At 71.7% G+C, this 22,674-nt stretch carries 20 protein-coding genes and 1 pseudogene; 7 read left to right on the top strand and 14 right to left on the bottom strand.

Translation table 11 applies throughout. The annotated features are described in order from the left end of the window. The first annotated feature begins 165 nt into the window (after positions 1–165). Positions 166–594, top strand: a complete 429-nt coding sequence (locus ACF07B_RS12415) for a hypothetical protein (RefSeq protein ID WP_392178914.1) — start codon at positions 166–168, stop codon at positions 592–594. Positions 595–825: 231 nt separating this feature from the next. Here the strand turns inward: ACF07B_RS12415 and ACF07B_RS12410 are convergent, their stop codons facing one another. Continuing rightward, positions 826–1,245, bottom strand: coding sequence for a DUF6325 family protein (locus tag ACF07B_RS12410; protein WP_392179193.1), 420 nt, complete (start codon positions 1,243–1,245; stop codon positions 826–828). A 161-nt stretch (positions 1,246–1,406) separates the two neighbouring features. Beyond that, positions 1,407–2,051, bottom strand: a complete 645-nt coding sequence (locus ACF07B_RS12405) for a GAP family protein (RefSeq protein ID WP_392178913.1) — start codon at positions 2,049–2,051, stop codon at positions 1,407–1,409. 474 nt (positions 2,052–2,525) lie between these two features. Here ACF07B_RS12405 and ACF07B_RS12400 point away from each other — a divergent pair, with 474 nt between their 5' ends. Continuing rightward, positions 2,526–3,941, top strand: coding sequence for a DUF2252 domain-containing protein (locus tag ACF07B_RS12400; protein ID WP_384241689.1), 1,416 nt, complete (start codon positions 2,526–2,528; stop codon positions 3,939–3,941). 13 nt (positions 3,942–3,954) lie between these two features. Beyond that, positions 3,955–5,772, top strand: a complete 1,818-nt coding sequence (locus ACF07B_RS12395) for a glycoside hydrolase family 15 protein (protein ID WP_369485390.1) — start codon at positions 3,955–3,957, stop codon at positions 5,770–5,772. A gap of 387 nt (positions 5,773–6,159) precedes the next feature. On the opposite strand, the gene ACF07B_RS12390 is transcribed toward ACF07B_RS12395, so the two are convergent. After that, positions 6,160–6,573 carry an arsenate reductase ArsC gene (locus ACF07B_RS12390; RefSeq protein ID WP_369485391.1) on the bottom strand — a complete coding sequence of 138 codons (414 nt, stop codon included), beginning with the start codon at positions 6,571–6,573 and terminating at the stop codon, positions 6,160–6,162. Between the two features lie 157 nt (positions 6,574–6,730). Here ACF07B_RS12390 and ACF07B_RS12385 point away from each other — a divergent pair, with 157 nt between their 5' ends. Further along, positions 6,731–7,045, top strand: a complete 315-nt coding sequence (locus ACF07B_RS12385) for an ArsR/SmtB family transcription factor (RefSeq protein WP_369485392.1) — start codon at positions 6,731–6,733, stop codon at positions 7,043–7,045. A gap of 37 nt (positions 7,046–7,082) precedes the next feature. Further along, positions 7,083–7,886: an aquaporin gene (locus ACF07B_RS12380; protein ID WP_392178912.1), complete on the top strand. Its 804-nt coding sequence runs from the start codon at positions 7,083–7,085 to the stop codon at positions 7,884–7,886. 53 nt (positions 7,887–7,939) lie between these two features. Here ACF07B_RS12380 and ACF07B_RS12375 read toward each other — a convergent pair whose 3' ends face one another. From ACF07B_RS12375 to ACF07B_RS12365, 3 genes are all read right to left on the bottom strand, one after another. After that, positions 7,940–8,224, bottom strand: coding sequence for a hypothetical protein (locus ACF07B_RS12375; RefSeq protein ID WP_369485394.1), 285 nt, complete (start codon positions 8,222–8,224; stop codon positions 7,940–7,942). Between the two features lie 185 nt (positions 8,225–8,409). Further along, positions 8,410–9,309: a phosphotransferase family protein gene (locus tag ACF07B_RS12370; RefSeq protein ID WP_392178911.1), complete on the bottom strand. Its 900-nt coding sequence runs from the start codon at positions 9,307–9,309 to the stop codon at positions 8,410–8,412. 90 nt (positions 9,310–9,399) lie between these two features. Beyond that, positions 9,400–11,820 carry a SpoIIE family protein phosphatase gene (locus ACF07B_RS12365; RefSeq protein WP_392178910.1) on the bottom strand — a complete coding sequence of 807 codons (2,421 nt, stop codon included), beginning with the start codon at positions 11,818–11,820 and terminating at the stop codon, positions 9,400–9,402. A gap of 157 nt (positions 11,821–11,977) precedes the next feature. On the opposite strand from ACF07B_RS12365, the gene ACF07B_RS12360 reads away from it, so the two are divergent. Further along, positions 11,978–12,712, top strand: a complete 735-nt coding sequence (locus tag ACF07B_RS12360) for an NAD-dependent deacetylase (protein ID WP_392178909.1) — start codon at positions 11,978–11,980, stop codon at positions 12,710–12,712. A gap of 186 nt (positions 12,713–12,898) precedes the next feature. Next, complete coding sequence (locus tag ACF07B_RS12355; RefSeq protein ID WP_392178908.1) at positions 12,899–14,404, top strand: alpha/beta hydrolase family protein; 1,506 nt, start codon at positions 12,899–12,901, stop codon at positions 14,402–14,404. Here ACF07B_RS12355 and ACF07B_RS12350 read toward each other — a convergent pair. From ACF07B_RS12350 to ACF07B_RS12315, 8 genes and pseudogenes are all read right to left on the bottom strand, one after another. Then, positions 14,379–15,614 (bottom strand): cytochrome P450, encoded by a 1,236-nt coding sequence (locus tag ACF07B_RS12350; protein WP_392178907.1) that lies wholly within the window; start codon positions 15,612–15,614, stop codon positions 14,379–14,381. The two genes, ACF07B_RS12355 and ACF07B_RS12350, sit on opposite strands and share 26 nt — an antisense overlap. Positions 15,615–15,666: 52 nt before the next feature. Next, on the bottom strand, positions 15,667–17,058 hold the full coding sequence (locus ACF07B_RS12345; protein WP_392178906.1) for an NAD(P)/FAD-dependent oxidoreductase: 1,392 nt from the start codon (positions 17,056–17,058) through the stop codon (positions 15,667–15,669). Then, positions 17,048–17,335: a ferredoxin gene (locus tag ACF07B_RS12340; protein WP_392178905.1), complete on the bottom strand. Its 288-nt coding sequence runs from the start codon at positions 17,333–17,335 to the stop codon at positions 17,048–17,050. The genes ACF07B_RS12345 and ACF07B_RS12340 overlap by 11 nt, the downstream gene beginning before the upstream one ends. Positions 17,336–17,445: 110 nt before the next feature. Next, positions 17,446–18,078 (bottom strand): hypothetical protein, encoded by a 633-nt coding sequence (locus ACF07B_RS12335; RefSeq protein ID WP_392178904.1) that lies wholly within the window; start codon positions 18,076–18,078, stop codon positions 17,446–17,448. Positions 18,079–18,202: 124 nt separating this feature from the next. Then, positions 18,203–19,018, bottom strand: a complete 816-nt coding sequence (locus ACF07B_RS12330; RefSeq protein WP_384236909.1) for a hypothetical protein — start codon at positions 19,016–19,018, stop codon at positions 18,203–18,205. Beyond that, positions 19,015–20,277, bottom strand: a complete 1,263-nt coding sequence (locus ACF07B_RS12325; RefSeq protein ID WP_392178903.1) for a glycosyltransferase family 4 protein — start codon at positions 20,275–20,277, stop codon at positions 19,015–19,017. The genes ACF07B_RS12330 and ACF07B_RS12325 overlap by 4 nt, the downstream gene beginning before the upstream one ends. Positions 20,278–20,456: 179 nt before the next feature. Continuing rightward, positions 20,457–20,942 (bottom strand): methylated-DNA--[protein]-cysteine S-methyltransferase, encoded by a 486-nt coding sequence (locus tag ACF07B_RS12320; RefSeq protein WP_392178902.1) that lies wholly within the window; start codon positions 20,940–20,942, stop codon positions 20,457–20,459. 149 nt (positions 20,943–21,091) lie between these two features. Further along, positions 21,092–22,585 (bottom strand): annotated as a pseudogene (locus ACF07B_RS12315) (DNA-3-methyladenine glycosylase 2 family protein); the annotation flags it as partial. Positions 22,586–22,674 lie beyond the last annotated feature (89 nt).

Below are 22,674 nucleotides of genomic sequence, written 5' to 3'. Positions count from 1 at the left end.
GGCAGAACCATTGGAGCACCGAACGGATTCCCCCGCACCTCGATCTCTTCCTCATCCGGCGCGATTTCCGGCGATCTGCCGGTCCGTCATTCCCGTGGCAAGCTGAAATGTGGGCCACCGGCCGTCGCCCGGTCAGTGGCGAGATCTACGCGGGAGGAGCTCGCAATGGCTACGACGGGTATGCACCGGCAGGGAACCGCCGGCGGTTCGGGAGCGTGGGTGTCCGGCTGGACCGCCTTCGCCGGGGTCATGATGATCTTCGGAGGGGCGATGGCGATATTCCAGGGCATCGCCGCCATCGCCCAGGACGACGTGTTCGTCACCACCCGCAACTACGTCTACACCTTCAACCTCACGAGCTGGGGATGGATCCACCTCACCCTCGGCGTCCTGGTCGTCCTCGCCGGCGTCGCCGTGTTCCGCGGCATGCTGTGGGCCCGGATCGTCGGCATCACCCTGGCGGGGCTGTCCATGGTGGCCAACTTCATGTGGCTGCCGCACACCCCGGTGTGGGCCAGCGTCCTGATCGCCATCGACGCCTTCGTCATCTGGGCGCTGTGCGTCGGATCGGACCGGGACGCCCGTACCGCTTAGCCTCCCGCGATCTCCCCGGAGTCTCCGGCCGGGGGGGGGGGGCCCCCCCCCCCCCCCCCCGGGGGGGGCCCCCCCCCCGGGGGGGGCGGGGGGGGGGGGGGGGGGGCGGGGGGGGCGGGGGGGGGCCCCCCCCCCCCCCCCCCCCCCCGCGGGGGGGGCGGCCGCCCCCCCCCCCCCCCCCCCCCCCCCCCCCCCCCCCCCCCCCCCCCCGCCGGTCTGTCCGGAGGCCGGTTATCCGGCGTCCGTCTCGTCGAGCGCGGCCAGCACGGCCGGCACTGGGATGCGCCCGGAGGCGACCATCTGGGCGCCGCCGCGTCGCAGCGCGGTGGCGAAGGGGGCCGCCCACACGTTCTCGTAGACCAGGATTCCGGCGGAGTTGCCGGGCTCCAGCGCCTTCCCGGCCTCCTCGATGTCGTCCTCGCCCAGCAGACCGGAGGACACGCCCTCGAACACGGCGAGGTCGAGGGCTCCGTCGCCGTCGAAGTCGGCGACCTCCATGCCGACCACGGATCCGTCGGCGTCCTTTCTCACGAACAAAAGGTCGAGGATCCGAATGAGGCCGCGGTCCACCAGATCGACCAGGATCGGAAGTCCCTCACCCGTCATTCGGTTACCGGGAAACTCCACGACGATATAGTCGATCGGTCCCATCTCGACGAATTCATCTTCGCTCACGGCTTCACCCCTGCACGGTCATGGTTTTGCCCTGCCCCTGATCCATGCCATTGCAGCACCGGACGGAACCCGCCGCATTTCGGTGCGGCGCCTTCTCCGGCGGCCGGGAACGGTGCCGTCCGGAGCGTTCGGGTGGTTCACGCGGTCAGCTGGTAGATGCTCTTGCCGACCAGCCACAGCCCGAGGAAGAGGAACAGCGACACCAGCGCCTTGTCCTGGTGCCGCTCCATCCAGGCGCGCAGCTTCCCGAGCCGGACATGGGCCGTCCGCGGGGCGAACGTCGCGTAGAGCTCCATCGTCAGAAGGCTGGACGTGGCCAGCAGGACGTAGCCCATCAGGGCCGCGTACGACGCCGCGTGACCGAGCTGGGCGTCCACGACGGTGGCGGCGCCGGCCGCGATCATCCCCCACGGCTGGAGCAGCAGCGCGAGACCGGCCGCCGTCCAGGAGGAGATGTGTTCGACGCGGGACATGAATCCGGAGGACTTCGGCCGCTTGCCGATGTTGCGCCGGGTGCGTTCCGCGTAGAGGACGAGTCCGACACCGATGGCCAGTTTGGCGGCCAGCGCCGCCGTGGACGGAGCGGATCTCGGGGGCGGCGGCTCGCCGCCGGTCATGACCAGTACGGCGGCGATGATGGCGACGAAGGAGGCCAGCCAGGTCAGGATGAAGGCGAGGCCCTTCCAGATCCCGTTGCGCGACGACAGCACCAGCACGAATCCGGTGACCGGCAGCGGGTCCAGTGCGATCGCCAGACCGATGAGCAGCAGATCAAGCACCATGGCCGGCCTCGCGTGGTCCCGCGCGGCCCGGAGCCGCGGTAGCGCGCATGCCCTCATGGTCACCTCCCCCGCGCACGTCCACCAATCCGGTGCCCCGCCCGCCACGACGAAGTCCGGCACCCTCCCCGTACGGCCCGACGGCACCCTGTCCGCACAGCCCGGGACACCCTCCCCGTACGGCGCAACGGCGTCCTCGCCGCGGGGCCCGTGCTCGCCCGGCAGGCCCGACTCGCCGGACATATGACCCGGAGCTACCTTGGTGGTCGGACCGGGCCCCCGCCACCACGATCTGCGTGCCGGCGACCGCCCGTACGTCGCCGAAGCCGGGGTGGACGAGCCGCGCGTCGCCGGCCCTCCGCGGTTCCTCGACCAGAGCCTTCCTCCCGGGCATCGGCGCGGTGCATCCCTCGCCGAACCGCCACCGCCCGCACCGGCGCCGCGCGCGTCGGTGTACCACCTCGCGGAGCGTCTGCGATGACCCCCAAGCACCCGGCCGGCAGCCATCCCCCGCACCACACCCCGGCGGAGCGCGCCGCCCTCGGCAAGGCCGCCCGGTCCGCCGTGCCGCGCTCCAGCCACTCGGCCTTCACGCCCGCGCCGAAGCGTCCCGACCCGGTGGACATCGTGGAGGCGCAGTCCGCGACCCGGGTGCCCGAGCTCGTACCGATCCGCTACGGCAGGATGACCGAGTCGCCGTTCCGCTTCTACCGCGGGGCCGCCGCCATCATGGCCGCGGACCTCGCCGGCACGCCCCGGTCCGGGATCAGGGCGCAACTGTGCGGTGACGCGCACCTGCTGAACTTCCGGCTGCTGGCCTCCCCGGAGCGCCGCATGATGTTCGACATCAACGATTTCGACGAGACCCTGCCCGGCCCCTGGGAGTGGGACGTCAAGCGGCTGTCCGCCAGCTTCGTCATCGCGGGCCGGGCGAACGGCTTCAGCGGCAAGGAGCGTGCCGACATCGTCCGGACGACGGTGCGGTCGTACCGCGAGTGGATGAGACGCTTCGCCGGGCTCGGCAATCTCCCCGTGTGGTACACGCACTTCGACGAGGCCTGGGTCCGCACCCATATCGCCGGGGAGCTGAGCGCGCGGAGCCGCGACCGCTGGAAGAGGACGACCGACAAGGCGCGCACCCGGGACAGCCTCCAGGCGTTCAACAAGCTCACGCACGTGGTCGACGGCAAGACTCTGATCGCCGCGGATCCGCCGCTCGTCGTACCGCTGGAGGACCTGCTGCCCGACATGGAACGCGGCGCCCTGGAGAAGCAGCTCCGCGGACTGATCGGGCGCTACGGCCGGAGCCTGAACTCGGACCGGCGGTTCCTGCTGGAGCAGTACCGGTTCGCCGACGTGGCCCGCAAGGTGGTCGGGGTCGGCAGCGTGGGCACCCGGTGCTGGATCATCCTCCTGCTCGGCCGGGACGACTCGGATCCGCTGCTGCTCCAGGCCAAGGAAGCGGACGAGTCGGTGCTGGCGCCCTACGCCGGCGCGAGCGAGTACCGGACCCAGGGCGAGCGGGTGGTCGCCGGCCAGCGGCTCATGCAGGCCACCAGTGACATCTTCCTGGGCTGGGAGCGTGCCGACGGCATCGACGGCCGACGGGACTTCTACGTACGGCAGTTGAGGGACTGGAAGGGGATCGCCGAACCCGAACTCATGGTGCCGTCCGGTATGCGCGCCTTCGGCGAACTGTGCGGTGCCACGCTGGCCCGCGCGCACGCGAGGTCGGGCGACCGGATCGCCATCGCCTCGTATCTGGGCGGAGGCGACGTCTTCGACCGGGCGCTCGTCCCGTTCGCCGAGGCGTACGCGGACCAGAACGAGAAGGACCACCGGGCGCTCGTCGACGCCGTCCGCTCCGGACGCGTCAAGGCCGAAACGGCCTGACAAGGAGGCCAGCATGGATCGCTATCCGCCCATCGCCGACCACGGCCTCGTCGGGGACCTCCAGACCGCGGCCCTGGTGTCGTCCCGAGGCGTCGTCGACTGGTTCGCGGCACCGCGCTTCGACTCCCCCAGTGTCTTCGCCGCGCTGCTGGACCACGACGGCGGCGGCTACCTCCGTCTCGCGCCCGATCACCCCGAGGGAACCTGGCGCCAGCTCTACTACCCGGACACGGCCGTCGTCGTGACCAGGTTCATGTCCCCGGACGGCGTGGGCGAGGTCATCGATCACATGCCGGTCCTCACCGGTCCGACGCCGACCGACCGGCACAGTCTGGTGCGCATCGTCCGTTCGGTGCGCGGCACCGTGCACTTCGCCCTGGAGTGCCGGCCGCGGTTCGACTACGCGCGGGCGAGTCACGAACTCGAACTCACGCCCCGTACGGCGACGTTCAGGTCCCCGGGGGCGACCGCGCATCTCCAGGGCAGCATCCCGCTCGAACGCGACGGCCAGGACGTCCGGGGCGGCATCACCCTGAAGAACGGCGAGTCGGCCGCGGTCGTGTTCACGGTGTGCGGTCCAGGCGGCGAGGCCCCGCCGCCGCCCACGGTCGACGGGCTCACCGAGGACCTGTGGAGCAACGTCGACTTCTGGCAGAAGTGGGTCCGCACCTCGAACTACCGGGGCCGCTGGACGGAGATGGTGCACCGCTCCGCGATCACGCTCAAGCTCCTGACCTACGCCCCGACCGGGGCGCCGGTCGCCGCCGCCACCATGGGGCTGCCCGAGCAGATCGGCGGGGAGCGCAACTGGGACTACCGGTACACGTGGGTGCGGGACGGCTCGCTGTCGGTGCGGGCGCTGCTCGACCTCGGCTTCGTGGAGGAGGCGACCCACTTCACCCGCTGGCTGGGCGAACGGCTGCAGGAACGCGAGGGGCCGGACGACGAGCCCCTCCAGATCATGTACCGGGTCGACGGCGACCCGCATCTGACGGAGGAGATCCTGGAGCACTTCGAGGGCTACCGGGGCTCGTACCCGGTACGCGCCGGCAACGGAGCCGCCGGCCAGTTGCAGCTCGACATCTACGGCGAGGCCCTCTACGCGCTGACCGAGGGCCGCGCGGTGGGTGAACAGGGCGGCTACCGCGGCTGGAAGGCGCTGAGCGGCATCCTCGACTGGCTCGCGGACTCCTGGGACCGCCCGGACGAGGGCATCTGGGAGACCCGGGGCGGGCGCAAGGACTTCACCTACAGCCGCGTCATGTGCTGGGCCGCCTTCGACCGGGGACTGAAGATGGCCGCGGAGTTCAGCAGACCGGCCGACACCGTCCGCTGGACGAAGGCGCGGGACGAGATTCTCGAACAGGTCATGGCGCGCGGCTGGAGCGAGAAGCAGCAGGCGATCGTCCAGCACTACGACGGCGACGTCCTGGACGCCTCCCTGCTGCTGGCCCCCCGCGTCGGCTTCGTCTCCCCGCGCAGCCCCGGCTGGCTGAGCACGCTGGACGCCATGGAGCGCGTACTCGTCTCCGACAGTCTCGTCTACCGCTACGACCCGCAGGCCTCGCCGGACGGACTGCGCGGCTCCGAAGGGACGTTCAGCCTCTGCACGTTCCTGTACGTCGACGCGCTCGCCCGGGCGGGACGGCTCCCCCAGGCCCGCTACACCTTCGAGAAGATGCAGACGTACGCCAACCATGTCGGCCTGTTCGCCGAGGAGATCGGCCCCAGCGGGGAGCAACTGGGCAACTTCCCGCAGGCCTTCACCCATCTGTCCCTGATCATGGCCGCGACGACGCTGGACGAGGCGCTGGACCGGCTGCGGCCCTGAACGGCGGGATGTCCGGTCCCGTGGAGGAGCACCAGGAACCAGAACGCGGCCAGCGAGACCGGGACACCGATCAGGGCGCAGAACACCAGCGCCCGCCGGTAGGCGGGCTGGGCCGGCATGATTCTCAGCCGCTCGGCCTCCGTGGGCTGCTTGCCCGGAGCGGGCCCGGTCTCCTCGGACTTCGGCTCGGTGATGGCTCTTCTCCTCCGTCCGCCCGGAGGACGTGACTCCGCCGTGGGACGGCCGCATGACGCTGCCGTCGGAGCGCGAGCGTGGTCACGGGATCCGCCGTTCCCTCGCGGCCCGCGCGCCCGGCCCCGAAAACCCTCCGGGTGGACGCGCGATCGGCACCCTCGTGGCCCCGGACGCGGGCCACGGACACCGGGCCTACGGCTTCGCGTCGATCTCGGCGATCAGTGCCTCGACGCGGGTCTTGATCGCGTCGCGGATGGGGCGGACGGACTCGACGCCCTTGCCGGCCGGGTCTTCGAGGGCCCAGTCGAGGTACTTCTTGCCGGGGAAGACGGGGCAGGCGTCGCCGCAGCCCATGGTGATGACGTAGTCGGAGGCCTGGACGGCCTCGGTGGTGAGAATCCTCGGCTCGGCGCCGGCGATGTCGACGCCGGCCTCCCTCATGGCCTCGACCGCGGCGGGGTTGACCCGGTCGCCCGGGATCGAGCCGGCGGAGCGGACCTCGATCCGGTCGCCCGCGAGGTGGTTCAGGAATCCGGCGGCCATCTGCGAGCGCCCGGCGTTGTGGACACAGACGAAGAGCACGGAGGCGAGCGGGCTGGAGGACATCGGTTCTTCCTTCGCGAGAATGCGTGGGCCCACCTGTGGGGGGGGGTGATGTGAGGCCCAGCCGTGTGGGGGTGCGGGGCCGGAGCCCTGTGGGGATGCGGGGCCAGGAATCACTCCACGCTGGTATCAGTCTGGAGTGATGTGACAGTATCAGCCCATGATGACGTCGGTCGACACTGATCTGATGCGGGTTCTGGCGGACCCGCTCCGGCTCCGGATCGTCACCCTGCTCGCCGGGGAAACGCTGTGCAGCACGCACCTGATCGAGGAGACGGGAGCCGGTCAGACCAACCTCTCCAACCATCTGAAGGTGCTGCGCGAGGCCGGTGTCGTGGACACGGAGCCGTGCGGCCGGTTCACCTACTACCGGCTCAGGCCCGAGGTCATCGCCTCCCTCGCGGGCCAGTTCGCCGACCTGGCGGAGACCGCGCGCGCCACCGCCGAGAACAACGTCAAGCGGTCCTGTCCCTGATCCCCGCCCACACGGCGACCCGCAACGAGGAGTCCTGTTGACCGCCACCGAGGCCACCGAGCGCGACGACGCCACGGGATCCGCCGCAGCCCCCGACGGGCCGGCGTCTCAGCCCGCCCCCGGCGCCGCTCCACCCCAGGGGCCCCCTCTGGCCGCCAAGGCGGCCGCCGAACTGGTCGGCACCGCGGCCCTGGTCGCGATCGTGGTCGGCTCCGGTATCCAGGCCACCGGACTGACCGGAGACGTCGGCCTGCAACTGCTCGCCAACTCCACCGCGACCGTCCTCGGCCTCGGGGTCCTGATCCTGCTGCTGGGCCCGGTGTCCGGCGCGCACTTCAACCCGGCCGTCACCCTGGCCGCGTGGTGGACCGGCCGCCGCGGCGGCGCCGGACTCCCCCCGCGTGATGCGGCCGTCTACGTCCCCGCCCAGATCGTCGGCGCGATCGCGGGCGCCGTCCTGGCCGACGCCATGTTCGGTGAGCCGCTGGTCAAGTGGTCCACGCACGAGCGGTCGGCGGGGCACCTGCTGCTGGGCGAGGTCGTCGCGACGGCCGGACTGATCCTGCTGATCTTCGGGCTGGCCCGCACCGACCGGCTGCGCTTCGCGCCCGTCGCGGTCGCCTCGTACATCGGCGCCGCCTACTGGTTCACGTCGTCGACGTCCTTCGCCAACCCGGCGGTGACGATCGGCCGCGCCTTCACCGACACCTTCGCGGGCATCGCACCCGGCTCGGTCCCCGCGTTCGTCGCCATGCAGATCATCGGCGTGGCGGTGGGGCTCGCGCTGGTGGCGCTCATCTTCCTGCCCGGCCGGAACGAGGCCGAGCAGCCCGCCGGATGACGTGCGCACCGACCGGCGCTCCCGGCAGGGCCCGTACGGCCCTGGAGGCCGTCTCAGGCGGAAGCCACCACCTCGCCGGCCATGACCTGGGGAGGGTTGGGGAGCAGTGCCGCGAGGTGGTCCCGTACGAAGTCCGCGGCCCTGGAGATCGATTCCTCGGCACCGGCCTGGTCCTGGAAGACGCTGGTCGAGACCATCACTCCGTCCCCGGCATCGATCCAGTAGTAGGCGACGAAGCCGGAGACCTGACGCATGAGCGCCACGAAACCCTCGTCCACGAGACGTGCCGCCTCGGCCGTATCGGTCACCCCTTCGTACCGCCGGACTGCTGCGTACATCGCCAAGCTCCTCACGGCGTTCCGGGTTCGTCCTCTGCTGAGACGTCTTACCCCCGCGCCGGCTTGCCCGGCTCACGAGGCGTCCGCAATCACCTGAAGGGCCGCCTCGGGTGACCCGAACGAGTCCGCGAACGCGGCACTCGTAAGGTGTTGCCGTCCTTGCCCGCTCGGTCGCGCTGAGGCGGCTACGGCGGAAACAGCCATTCCATCGCGGCAAGGCTCTTGTCGACGTACGTGCCCTGTTCCGTCTCGATTCCGTAGGCGAGGTCCTCGAAGACACTGCACCTGGCATAGAACACGGGGCGCTCGCCGAGGGCCGCGAGGTCGTGGGCGTCGGTTCGACAGCCGCGGATGGCGGCCCGGTACGCGGCGGGACCGAGGTCGCGGTAGATCAGCCCGAAGTCGTGGGCCGGGTCGACGACGGCCGCATCGCTCCAGTCGATGACGCCGGTCACCGACCAGGTGACCGGGTCGACGAGAACGTGTTCGATCCCCAGATCGTTGTGGGAGAACGCCGGGGTCCATCCACCGGTCGGTGGTGCGGCGTTCAAGAACGTCTCGACGGACCGGCGGTGCGCCGCCGGTACCCGCCCGGCTGACGTCGCGTAGTTCTCCGCGGCCTCATGCCGCCACTCGGCCGGCGGCTGGTCATCCGCCTCCACCAGACCGGCCGACCGGCCGATCGGGACAGCGTGCAGCGCGGTGAGCAACTCGCCGAGCGTGGCGGCGATCGACGTGCCGTGGGCCGATCGCCGGTGCCGCGGCATGTCCAGCAGTGGCACGCCGGGGAGCTTGTGGTACGCCAGACATCCCTGCTCCGCATCGGTGAACGTCGGTTCGGGGACGGGCAGCGGCGAGATGTCGGCGACGGCGGCGAGCACGCGGGCCTCGCGGCACACCAGGGCGGACCGCCGTGCCGGGTCGGGCTCCTTGCTGAAGCGCACGATCAGCTCACCGTTGACCTCGTACGCCAGGTTGTCCAGGCCCCCGCCGAGCGGCACGACGGACTCGATCGGGTAGTCGAGCATGTATGTGACCACGACGCTGCGGACGTCCGCGACGCGGTCGCGGCCGCGACTGGTCATGTGCCGAACGTACCGCGGGATCAGCGCCGCACCGGCTCCGACCGGGCGTCGAAACGGCCGGCTCAGGTGGGCGGTCGACGTCGTGGCCGGTCAGGAGGGCGGCAGAGGCTGCTCCGTCCAGACGGTCTTGCCGTCGTGGGTGTAGCGGGTGCCCCACCGCTCCGTGAGCTGCGCGACCAGGAAGAGCCCGCGTCCGCCCTCGTCCGTGCTGAGGGCCCTTCGCAGGTGAGGGGAGGTGTGGCTGGCATCGGACACCTCGCAGATCAGGCAGTGGGTGCGGATGAGGCGCAGGGTGACGGGGCCGTCGGCGTACCGGTAGGCGTTGGTGACGAGCTCGCTGGCGACCAGCTCGGTGGTGAAGGCCATGTCCGACAGCCCCCATTCGGCCAGCTTCGCCGTGGCCAGCTCCCTGGCGCGGCCGGCAGCGGTCGCCTCCAGGGGCAGGTGCCAGGTGGCGAAGTTCTCCGGCGGCAGTACCCGCGTACGAGCCATGAGCAGCGCGACGTCGTCGGTGGGGCGGCGGTCCGTGGGCAGCAGCGCTTCGACCACGCCGTCGCACGTGCGCTCCAGGCCGTCGGCACTGTGGGCGAGACATTCCTCCAGGTTCTCCAGCGCGGCATCGATGTCGCCGTCGCGCGCCACCAGGAGGCCGTCGGTGTAGAGCGTGAGCAGGCTGCCCTCAGGGAGGTCCAGGTGGTACATCTCGAACGGCAGTCCGCCCAGGCCGAGCGGTGGACCCGCGGGCAGGTCGAGCACGGTCACCCGGCCGTCCGGTGTGGACACCAAGGGTGCCGGGTGGCCGGCGCGTGCCAGGGAGCACTGCCGGGAGACCGGATCGTAGACCGCGTAGACGCACGTGGCCCCGAGCACCTGCTCGATCGCCGACTGGTTGCCCTCGGCGTTCGTCTCCCCCTCGGCGGCCAGCAGGCTGACCAGATCGTCCAGCCGGGCCACCACCTCGTCCGGTTCCAGGTCGAGGCTGGCCAGGGTGCGCACGGCGGCGCGCAGGCGCCCCATCGAGGCCGCGGCGTGGATCCCGTGGCCGACGACGTCTCCCACGACGAGGGCGACTCGGGCCCCCGACAACGGGATCACGTCGAACCAGTCACCACCGATGCCCGCCTCACCGCTCGCCGGCAGGTACCGGCAGGCCACCTCGACGGCCGGGAGGTCGGACACCGTGCCCGGCAGCAGACTGCGCTGCAGAGTCAGAGCGGCGCTCTGCTGCTGGGTGAAGCGGCGCGCGTTGTCGATACAGACGGCCGCACGCGAGGAGAACTCGTGGGCCACCGCGGCATCGTCGTCCTCGAAAGGCTCCGAATGGCGCACGCGCCACAGGCTCACCACACCCAGTACCAGGCCGCGTGCCATCAGGGGCACCGCGATCAGGGAATGAGCGCCGAGAGCCAGGGCGCCCTCGATCCGCCGCCGGTCCATGCCGTACCACTCGGGACGGATGGACAGCGGCCGTTCGAGAATCGGGCGACGCTCGGCCAGGCACCGCGCCTGCGGGGACTCCGGAAGGAGCGGGACCACGTCGCCCTCCTGGAGCGGGACCCGTGGTTCCGGGGGCGAAAGGGCCACTCTCAGGAGCGCACCTGCCATGTCCACAGGCAGTTCGTCACCCAGTGCCACGGGTTTCAGGAGGTCCACCGAGCAGTAGTCGGCCAAGCCGGAGACGGCCACCTCGGCCAGTTCCCGGGCCGTCTGCGTCACGTCCAGTGAGGTTCCGATGCGGGCGCTCGCCTCGTTCAGCAGAGTGAGCCTGCGGCGCGCCCGGTGGCGCTGGGTCACGTCCTCGATCGTCTCCGCCACGCCGAGAACCCGGCCCGAGGAATCCTCCATCCGGAACGCGGAGACGGACACCATCCGTTCCTGCCCCGGAGCATGGCGTGTGCGCGCCGACTGCTCCGTGAAGATCAACGGCTCGCCGGTCTCCAGGACGTGGCGCACCCGCTCCTCGGCCGGACCCGCGTCCTCGTCGACCAGGAACTCACCGGAACGACGGCCCACCGGCACGTCGGCTGTGATGCCGCTCGCCTTCTCGATCGCGCGGTTGACCCGGATCACCTTCCTGTCCGGGCCGTGGATGGCCAGGCCGATCGGGGACCGGTGGTACAGGCCGTCCAGCAGCGCGCGGTCCCGCTGCCAGGCGACGACTTCCGCGGCGGGGGCACCGACCAGGAACCACTCCTGACGATCTCCGTCGCGGGTGATCGCGCGGGCCCGGAAACCCATCTCCACGCGCCGTCCGTCGTGGTGCCGGACGGGCAGGACTCCGAACCAGCCCCCTGCCCTCATGGCGTCCACGACGACGGACCGCGCGACGGGCAGGTCACGGGTGTCGACCAGGAGGTCCCGCCACGCCCGTCCGAGCACTTCCTTGGCGCGGTAGCCCAGCAGGTCCCGCGCCCGTGCGCTCCAGCCGACCACCGTGCCGTGATCGTCGAGCACGGCCGAAGCGGCATGCCCCAGGGCGAACGGATCCTCCGGACTCTCACTGAAATGCATCGAGGGCGTCCCCATGACCACCACCCTGTCTCCGTGACTCCGATGTTCCTCCACCCGGTCTCCGTCCGCGACTCTCCTGTGCCTCCCGGCGCGGGCGGAACCGGCCGCGCCGAATATCCCCTCGCTCCGAGCGGGCGAGCCCCGTACCTTCATGTCCGTGAACAGGCCACTCGTCGCCATCCTCAGCGGGGCAGGCATCTCCACCGATTCCGGGATTCCCGACTATCGAGGTCCCAGCGGGCTCTGGCGGAAGGATCCCGAGGCCGAGAAGCTCGTCACGTACGACTACTACATGGGCGATCCCGAGATCAGGCGCCGGGCGTGGCTGATGCGGCGGGAGAGCGGTGCGCTGGGGGCCGAGCCCAATGGCGCGCACCGGGCGGTGGCCGAGCTGGAGCGCTCCGGGGTGCCCGTGCGGGTCCTCACGCAGAACGTCGACGGACTGCACCAGCTCGCCGGGATGCCCGCCCGCAAGGTGCTCGAACTGCACGGCACCGCACGGAGTTTCGTGTGCACCGGATGCCATGCGCGCGGGCCCATGGAGGACGCCCTCGCCCGGGTCGACGCAGGTGAGGACGATCCGGCCTGTCTCACCTGCGGCGGCATCCTCAAACCGGCGACCGTCATGTTCGGTGAACGCCTCGACCCCGTCGTCCTCGGCCAGGCCGCCGCCATCGCCAAGGCCTGCCAGGTGTTCATCGCCGTCGGCAGCAGCCTCCAGGTCCAGCCGGCGGCGGGCCTCGCGGCTGTGGCCGCCGACCACGGGGCCCGGCTCGTCATCGTCAACGCGGAGCCGACCCCGTACGACGAGATCGCCGACGACGTCGTACGCGAGCCCATCGGCACCGCCCTGCCGGAGCTGCTGCGCCGGCTGCACGCGGCGAACCGATAGCCACGAACGCGCTGCCCGGCCGCGATGCGGCGAGGCCGGCCGGTCGAGCATCTGGAAATGCCGAGATCGCCGGTTCTGCTCCGTCGCCGCACGGGAAGCCGTTCCGGCGCTCCCAGGGGTCCGTTCGAAGTACCGCCGGGAGCGGCGGGCCGGTCGGTGGCAAGGCCTGCTCCTACGTTCCATCCCATGACGAACGCGTACACAGACCATGCGCAGACGCTCACCCGACGGGGCGCGCTCGCCGGGCTCGCGGCAGGGGCGGGGACAGTCGTGCTGTCCGCGGCGTCAGCCGCCCCGGCGAGCTCGGCACCGGCGTCCGCGACGGAGCGTGACGCCCACGGTTCGGCCCCGGCTCCCGCACCCGACGCGTCGCCGACGCCCGGTGCCATGCAGTTGTTCACGGACCCGGGGCTCAATTTCAGCGCGCTGCTCGCGCTCGGGGGCGCCGGATTCGGCGCGGCCGAGGTCGGGGAGGTGCTGACCGCCGTCAACGCCATCAACGCCGCCGGGGCGAGCGAGCAGACCTATACCGCGGAGTTCCGCCGCTGGGGCGACCGGCTGACGGCCACCGTCTCGCCTCACGAGCGGACACACCGCGCCCACTCGCTGCGCGCCGCCCAGTACTACGGGCAGGCGCTGTTCTTCGTGCTCGGCTCGCAGACCCCGGGTGACGAGAAGAAGCTCTATCTGGCGGGGCGCCGGTCCTGGGACACCTTCGCGCGGCTGTGCACACCGGCGGCGATCACCGGCCAGGTCCCCTACCAGGGCGGGGTCTCGATTCCTGTCTGGTTCTTCCGCCCCGACGACTCGGGAAGGCCCCGGCCGACCGTCATCCTCACGAACGGGAGCGACGGCCCGAACGTCGACATGTGGACCTACGGGGTCTCCGCCGCGCTCGCCCGCGGCTGGAACGCGCTCGTCTACGACGGCCCGGGCCAGGGCCAGTTGCTCTTCGTCGACCGACTCGTCTTCAGCCCACGCTGGGAGCAGGTGGTCTCGCCGCTCGTGGACTGGCTGGAGCGCCGCGGGGACGTCGACGCCCGTCGGATCGCGCTGACCGGCCTCTCCATGGGCGGTGACCTCGCACCACGCGCCGCGGCCTTCGAGCACCGGATCGCCGCTCTGGCCGCGCTGCCGGGCTGCCTCTCCCCGTGGCTGGGCTTCCCGGCGGAGCTTCGGGACATCGTGACGCCGGACAAGGAGGAGACCAACCGTGTCTGGAACGAGGAGGTCGCCCCCGGGCTGACGCCGTCCGAGCAGTTCGTCCTCAAGAAGCGGATCGAGCCCTTCTCGATCCCGGCGATGCTCGCCGCCCGGCAGGGCCGGCTCTTCACCGACTTCTGGACACCGGCCCAGCGGATCATGGCACTCGACATCACCCGGATCGTGGGCCGCATCAAATGCCCCACCCTGGTCCTCGACTACGACGACGAGACGTTCTACCCGGGTCAGCCCCGCGAGTTCTTCGAACTGCTGCGCACCCGCAAGGAGTTCCGTCTGATGCGGGCGGCCACCGGTGCCCAGCTCCACTGCTCGCCGATGGCACCGCAACAGCACTGCGAGGTGGTCTTCGACTGGCTGGAGGACACCCTGGGCCGGGTCGACCGCAGTTGGCCGGCATCGGGCCAGGCCTCCCCGGTACGACCCGTGACCGGCCGGACAGGCCCTAGGGGCGGATTCCGTCGCAGGTGAGGTGCAGGCGCCGGGGGCCGCGCAGCACGGCGTTCTGCCGGTACGGGGGCGGGTCCTCCAGCAGCCGTGGGTTCTCCAGCCTCCGGGCCAGCTCCGCCAGGGCGAACTGCGTCTCCAGCCGGGCGAGCGGTGCGCCGAAGCAGCTGTGGATGCCGCTGCCCAGGCCGAGGTGCTGGATGTCGGGGCGGTCCGGGTCGAAGCGGTCCGGGTCCGCGAAGCGCCGGGGGTCGCGGTTGCCCGCCGCCAGCACCAGCCACACGGAGGCGCCCTTGGGGATGGTGACCCCGCGGACCTCGATGTCGGCGAGAGTGGTGCGCTGCGGCACCAGTTGCACCGGCGGCTCGAACCGCAGCAGTTCCTCGACGATGGGGACGGCCAGCCGCGGATCGGCGCGCAGCCTCCGGAGGGCGTCGGGATTGCGCAGCAGGGTCAGCATGCCGTTGGTGATCAGGTTGACGGTGGTCTCGTGCCCGGCGATCAGCAGCAGCGCCGCCGTGCTGAGCAGTTCCATCGTGGTCATCGGACCGTCGTCACCCTTGGCGGTCGCCAGCTGGGAGATCATGTCCTCGCCGGGGTTCTTGCGGCGCTCCTCGATCAGGCCGGCCAGATACGTGCCCAGCTGCATCCGGGCGTCCTGCGCGCCCTTGCCCCGTTCGCCGGGATCGGCGTCCGGGTCGGGATCCAGGCTCGCGGCGAGGGTGTCCGCCCAGGTGTGGAAGCGTGGCTCGTCCTCGCGCGGCACCCCGAGCAGCCGGCAGATCACCGTCACCGGGAAGGGATACGAGAACTGTTCCACCAGGTCGATCCGGTCCGGGTCGCCGATGCCGTCGATGAGGCCGGTGACGATGTCGCGGAGCTCTCCGCGCATCCCATCGACCCGGTGCGGGGAGTGCGGCGGCCCGAAAGGGCGGTTCGTCATGCGGCGCAGCCGGTCGTGCTCCGGCGGGTCGAGCTTCAGGAAGCCCGGCGGCAGGGTGCTCTCCTCCGGGGGCGCCCCGGCCGGCGGTCCGGCCGCGTTCGAGGCCAGATTGCGGGCGTCGGAACTGATCCGGGGATCGTGCAGAAGGCTGCGGATCTCGTAGTACGTGCTGATCACGTACGGCCCGTCGGCCTCGTGGTGGACCGGCGTCCTCCGCAGCTCCTCGTAGATCGGGTACGGGTCGGCCCGGTTGGCGTGGTCCAGGATCCGGTGCAGCAGGGATTGCGTCATGGTGAGTCGTCCTAGAGTCCTCGTGACCGTGCGGTCAGTGCGGGCCGTGCGGTCAGTGCGCCGGGGTGAACGTCATCCGGCGGTCGGCCGGCGAGTATCCGCTGAGGGTCACGGTGGGGCCGTGGGTGGGGACCGAGGGGTCGGGGAAGTCCGCGTCGAGCGGCCGCTGTCCCTCCGGGCGCCGGTCCACCGTGGCGAACGGCGGCGGGAACGGCGCGGTGGTCTCGATCAGCTCCTGGTAGAACGGCAGCCACCGGCCGTGGTCGAAGGCGACGGCGCCGATGACGCGCCCCTGGTACCCGTACACGCCGAGGAACCGGTGATCCGCCAGTGAGCCCTGGGAGACGAGGATCTCCGTCCCCATCGAGGGGATCCCGACGGACTTGATGTTGACCCCGAACTGCGAGGACCAGAACGCCGGAACCTCCATGTGGGGCAGGCGGTCGGTGCTCTCGCTGAGCATGTTGTGTGCCGCGATCCGGGCTTGCGACACGGCGTTGCCCCAGTGCTCCAGGGACAGGAACTGGTAGCCGAACAGGGCGTGCGGGCTGCGGGCGACGTCACCGGCGGCGTAGATGTCGTCGGTGACGATGCCGCGGATGTCGAAGGCGCGGCATCCTGCGTCACAGGCGATGCCCCGGGGACCCGCGCCGAGTCCGGACCCGGCGAGCCATTCGGTGTTGCGGAGGGCGCCGAGCGAGACGATCACGACGTCGGTCTCCACGGTGGTGCCGTCGGACAGGTGCGCGGCACGCACCCTTCCCGAGGCGTCGCCCTCCAGCGCGGTCACCATGACCCCGCACCGCAGGTCGACACCGTGCTCGCGATGCATCTCGGCGGCGACCGCGCCGACGACCCCGCCGAGCGCGCCGACCAGGGGCGCGGCGCCGCGTTCGGCGACGGTGACGGACAGGCCGCGTTCACGGCAGGCGGAGGCGATCTCCGAGCCGGTGAATCCGGCGCCGATGACCAGGACCCGCTCGGGGCCCGCGTCGAGCCGCCGCGCGAGCGCGGCGCTGTCGTCCCGGGTCCGCAGCACGAAGACGCCGTCGAGGTCCGCCTCGGCCTGGTTCGGCCACGGTCGCGCCCGGACGCCGGTGGCGATCAGCAGCCGGTCGTACGGCACCTCGTCGCCGTCGGCCAGCCGCACCCGCCGGGCGGCCATGTCCAGGCCGGTGGCCGCGGTGCCCAGCCGCCAGGTCGCGTCGACGGCCCTGAGCCTGGGCAGGGCCGTACGCTCCGCGCTCGCCCTGCCCAGCAGCACCTGCTTGGACAGCGGGGGACGGTCGTACGGCTCGCAGGACTCGTCACCGATCAGGGTCAGCGACCCGGCGAACCCCTTGTCCCGCAGGGTCTCGGCTGCCCGCAGACCGGCCAGCGACGCACCGACGACGACGATGCGGCCGTCACGCTTGAGCCGTTCCAGGGATCCGTCACCGGCCACCGGACACCGCCCCGGCCGGCGCGTCCGCGGCACCGGATTCCCCGCCGCCGGTGTCCACGGCGCCGGGCTCCACGGCATCGGGTTCCACGGCGTCGACGAGGATCGCCTGGACCGGGCAGGCCGCGGCGGCCTGGGCCAGCTTGTCGCGCTGTGCCGCGTCGGCCTCCGGGGCGTACAGCAGTGCCTCCTCGCCGTGCATGGCGAAGATCTCGGGCGCGAGGAACGCGCACTGCGCGTACCCCTGACAGCGGTTCAGATCGACGGCAATCCTGACCACGGGATCGGTCCTCTCCAACGGCCCGTTCAACCCTCATGCGCCCCACTCTCGGTGGCCGGACGGGAAGCTGCGACGAGGAGAAGACCGTTCGAGTGAGCGGTGCGGCCAGGTCAGTCCGGGGCGGCGGGCCGTGCCGCGGCGGGAGGGCGGCCCCGCAGGATGTTCAGGCTGAGGAGCAGTGCCCAGGCGGGGAAGACCAGCTCGGACCAGGGCACGCCGGTTCCCGCGACGAGCAGTGTCAGGCCCGCCAGATAGCCGACGACGACGAGGGGGCGCGGGAGGGCGCCGAGCCGGCGGCCGATGGTCGAGGTCGTGATGATGAACACCGCGGCCATCCGCATGGCGTACGTGGTCAGCAGGGCGTAGGCGAAGTGGCTGCCGAAGGAAGGGCCCTGCGGGCTTTCGCCGAGCACGGTACCGGCCGCCGCGGCGGCGGCGAACAGGGTGGCGACGAAGACCACGCCACTGCCCAGGAACACGGTGGCGACGAACCGGTCCTCGGCCCGGCCCGCCTGCTCGCGCAGAGCGCCCATGAACCACAGGAACGCGATCCCGGCGAACGGCACCAGCTCCAGCGCCGTCCGAACACCACCGCGCTGTCCGGCGTCGAGGGTCACCTCGTCCCCGCCGTCGGGCAGCGCGACGCGCACCAGCACGATCGCCGCGGCCATCAGGATCGCGAACGCCACCCCGGCCACCCCGGCGGCCCGGGCCGTCGCGAGGCTCTTGTACTTCCGCTCCATGGTCTCCCGCTCTCTGGCTGCCCTCCCTTCCTCCAGACACCGGTGATCGTGCCGCTCACGCCACCGGGGTCACCCGGGAGGAAGACCACGGTCCGCCATACAGGTCATGGCCGGTCACGGCCGGTCACGGCTTTCCCGTCACCTCCACGGAGAGGTCGTTGTCGACGGTGTAGTAGGGGCGCAGGGCGGTACCACCGATGTCGGCCACCGGGTAGACGACGATCTTCTTGCGGTCCGCGAGGTCGTCGAGGAGACGGCCGACGCGCGTCAGGGGTGCTTCAGCGCCGGGACGGACGAAGACGTCCCAGACGCCTCCCTCCGGCGGTACCCCGGCGGCCAGCTCCGCGTAGTCGACCGTGAAGGACAGGCTCCGTCCGTCGTCCCCGGCACGCGGCTCGACGGTGACAGCGGTCGCGCCGGCACCCCGCAGACGCAGGCTCACGACGGCTCCCTCCTGGAGCGAGGCGCCGTGCAGGCACGCCCTGACGGTCATCGAGCGAGCGCCGACGTCGACGCTGTCGGCCTCCGCGTGGGCGTCGCGCAGCCAGGCGCGCACCGCGAGGTGACCGTCCTTGGTGACGTAGGGGATCCGGACGGCGAGCGGGGACGGCCCGGGGCGGCGGTGTCCGTCGACGAGTGCCCGGAGGTCGCGCAGACCTGCGCGCGGACGCTGCCGCTGGGATCCGGGTTCCTGGAGCAGGTAGACGTCCCAGCGGCCCTCCGTGAGAACGGGTCGCGCGTTCAGGGCGGCGCACTGGCGTTCACCGGCGGGCTCGAAGTCCAGGACGTGGACCGTCTTTTCGGGCTGCCCCTTCTTCGGGCGCAGGCGCAGCAGCAGCTGCTGCCCTTCGGGCGCCCCGGGCGGCAGGTCGAAGGTGATGCGGCCGTCCGCACCGATCACGCAGCCCACGTGGGGGCGCGTCTCCTCGTCCGTGCTCATCCCTGCCTCCTCAGCGTGCGCGCCACCCCGTCGGCCGCGCTGTGGGCGGCGTCGCGCAGGGCGAAGCCCTGGCTGATCAGGACGCGGTTCACGCCGGAGCGTTCCCTCAGGACCGGCCGGCCCTCTCTTCTCGCCGACACGGCCTCGGCGAACAGGCGTTCCGCCTGGGTGACGACGGGGCCCGGAGCGAATCGCCGCGCGTTCTTCCGGGCCGCACGGCCCGCGCGCAGGCGCCACTCGTCGTCGCGGACCAGTCCCCGCAGCGCCTCGCCCAGCGCGTCACGGTCCCCGACCGGCACGAGCCGGCCGTCGACGCCGTCCTCGATGATCTCCCCCGGTCCGTGCGGGCAGTCGGTGCTCACCACCGGCAGTCCGCAGCTCATCGCCTCGATGATGGTCATGCCGAAGGCCTCGTAGTCGGAGGCCGCCACCGCGATCGAGCCCTTGACCCACTCCGCCTCCATGGGGGTCGCCACCCCCATCAGGAGGACGCTGTCGTACAGGCCGAGATCCGCGATGAGCCGCCGCAGCCTCTCGTGCTCCTCGCCCTTGCCGTAGATGCGCAGTCGCCAGTCGGGGTGTTCGGCGGCGACCAGCGCGAAGGCCTCGATGAGCAGGTCGTACCGCTTGACGGGGACCAGACGGCCGGCCGCGATGATCACCTTGGCGGCGCCGTCGGCGGGCGGCAGCACGGTTTCCGGCACGCTGTTCGGCAGGGCCGTCACCCGCACTCCGGGCATCCGCATCTTGCGCCGATAGGCGGTGGCGTCCGCCTCGGTCACCGTGGTGAGCGTGTCGAGCCGGCGGTAGGCCCTGCGCAGGGCGGAACGCAGCCGGGGCGGATGCTTGTCCAGGGTGAGGTGCTCCTGACCGATCCGCGCGACGTGCCGCGGAGCCTGGAGCGCCAGATGCACGTTGAGCCCGGGCCTGGTCCCTATCACCACATCGGCGTCGGTCGCCGCGAGGCACTCGCCGATCCGCCGGTCGGTCAGCTCGCTGTACTGCCGGTACCGGTACTCGGCGCGAGGAAACACCCGAGACGGTCTCAGATGCGAGGGGTGCTCCTTCTCCTGCCGCAGATCCACCAGCGACCTCAACGAGACTCCGGGATCCAGGGACAGGGTCGGCCGCTCGCGGTGCCGCAGCACGGAGACGATCTCCACTTCGTTCCGTGCGGCCAGCGCACGGGCCAGATTGAAGGTGGTGGTGATCGTGCCCCCGATCCCGTAGGCGTTGTGGAGCAGAAAGGAGATCTTCATAGGGGTTCAGACAACGCCAACTCCGAAACGGTTGCCGTCTGTTATCAAGCCGTATTGATCATTGGCCGCCACGCACCGCCGACCCAACCGCACCGCCGACCCAACCGCGCGTCCGGCCCAACCGCGCCTCCGGCCGGGCGACCGACGTTCTCGGCGGCCCGGCGGGGATGCGGGAGCGGTCAGAAGAGGGCCGACCCGCTCTCGAAGTCCAGGAGTTGCCGCTTGCGGTCCAGGCCGCCGCCGTATCCGGTGAGGCCGCCGCTCGCGCCGATCACGCGATGGCAGGGCACGATGATCCCGATCGGGTTCTTGCCGTTGGCGAGGCCGACCGCGCGGGAGGCGCCCATGTTGCCCAGGGCTTCGGCGAGTTCGCCGTACGACCGGGTCTCGCCGTAGGGGATCCGCCGGAGCTGGTCCCACACACCGCGCTGGAAGGGCGTCCCGTTCATGCGCAGTTCGACGGTGAACTCCTTCAGCCCGCCCTCGAAGTAGGCGTTCAGTTGCTCCGTCACCTCGTCGAAAAGGGTGTCGTCGCGCTCGCCGAAGCTCTCCTCCGGGGGCCGGTGGCGCTGACCGACCATGTGGAGACCGCACAGGACGCCGTCGTCGTCGGCGACGAGCGTGAGGGGGTCGTAGGGACTGTCGATGACCGTGTGCCGTTTCACTGGGCGTCCTTGGTGCGTGAGGTGCGTGAGGTGCGTGCGGTGCGTGAGGTGCTCGGAGTACGCGGAGGCCGCGGAGTGCGGGTGCGGGGCGTCGCCGTACGGGAGGCGGACCCCCTGGCCTCCGACGGGTGCGGGGCGCTCGTCCGCTCCGGCAGGAAGTTGATCGGGTGGCTGTCCGTCGCCCACAGGTACTGGACCGCGTAGGCCCTCCAGGGGCGCCAGGCCGCGGCACGGGCCGTCAGGGCGGCAGGGGTGGAAGGGAGCCCCAACTCCTGTGCGGCGCGCCGGATTCCGAGGTCGGTGGGGAGGAAGGCGTCCGGGTCGCCGAGGGCGCGCATCGCGATCACGTCGGCGGTCCAGGGGCCGAAGCCGGGAAGCTCCAGAAGCCTGGCCCGTGCCTGCTCCCAGTCGCTCTCCACCCCCAAGCGCAGCTTTCCCTCGGCGAGTTGACCCACCAGCGTGGAGAAGGTGGTGCGCCGGGTGCGGGGCATGGCGAGCGACTCGGGGTCCAGGGCGACGAGCGCCTGCGGCGAGGGGAAGAGGTGGGTGAGCCCGCCCCCGGGGTCGTCGACCGGATCGCCGTACGCGATGACCAGGCGGGCGGCGTGGGTCCGCGCGGCGGCCGTGGAGACCTGCTGCCCCAGCACCGCCCGTACGGCGAACTCGGCCTCGTCCACGGTGCGCGGGACCCGGCGGCCGGGGGCCTTGTCGACCAGCGGCGCCAGCAGCGGATCCGTGCGCAGCTGGTCGTCGACCGCCACCGGATCGGCGTCCAGGTCCAGCAGGCGGCGGCAGCGGCTGATGGCGACGGCCAGGTCGCGCAGGTCGCTGAGGGTCAGCCGGCACGCGATGTGGTCCGGCATCGGTGTCAGAGCGGCGACGCCGTGCCCGTACGGCAGTCGCAGCGTCCGCCGGTACGCGCCGTCGCGCCACTCCTCCACCCCGGGTACGGCGGTCGCCGCGAGGTGTCCGAAGAGGTTGTCGGGGTTGAGCGGGGCCCGGAAGGGGAGCCGGAGATTCAGGACGCCCGGCATGCCCTGAGCCCCGGCCGTGGCTCCGGCCCGGTTCCTGGGCAGGCGGGCGCGCAGCTCGCTCGGGGACAGCGCGAAGACCTCACGGACCGTGTCGTTGAAGGTGCGGATGGAGGAGAAGCCGGCGGCGAAGGCGATCTCGGCCATCGGCAGCGGTGTCGTCTCGATGAGCAGCCGGGCCGTCTGGGCGCGCTGGGCGCGGGCGAGCGCCAGGGGTCCCGCGCCCAGCTCGGCCAGGAGCTGCCGCTCGATCTGGCGGGTGCTGTAGCCGAGCCGGGCGGCCAGGCCCGGTACCCCGTCGCGGTCGACGACCCCGTCGCCGATGAGCCGCATCGCGCGGGCCACCAGGTCGGCACGGTGGTTCCATTCGGGAGAGCCGGGACTGGTGTCCGGGCGGCAGCGCTTGCAGGCCCGGAATCCGGCCTGCTGGCAGGCGGCGGCGCTCGGGAAGAAGGTCATGTTCCGGGGCTTCGGCGGCACGACCGGGCAACTGGGCCGGCAGTAGATCCTCGTCGTCGTCACCGCGGTGAAGAACCATCCGTCGAAACGCGCGTCCTTCGACCGGACGGCACGCACGCAGCGCTCCGTGTCCGTGTGCATCCCGTTCTGCATGCCTCCAGCATCGGGCACCCCGGAGGGCGGGGCTGGCGAGAATCCGACATCGACCTTGCCCGGCCGCTGACCTGCGCCCGGGGCCCCGA

Origin of the sequence: Streptomyces sp. NPDC015532, assembly GCF_043078065.1 — a bacterium.
Taxonomy (GTDB): Bacteria; Actinomycetota; Actinomycetes; order Streptomycetales; family Streptomycetaceae; genus Streptomyces.
This window is presented reverse-complemented; position numbering and strand designations above follow the sequence as displayed.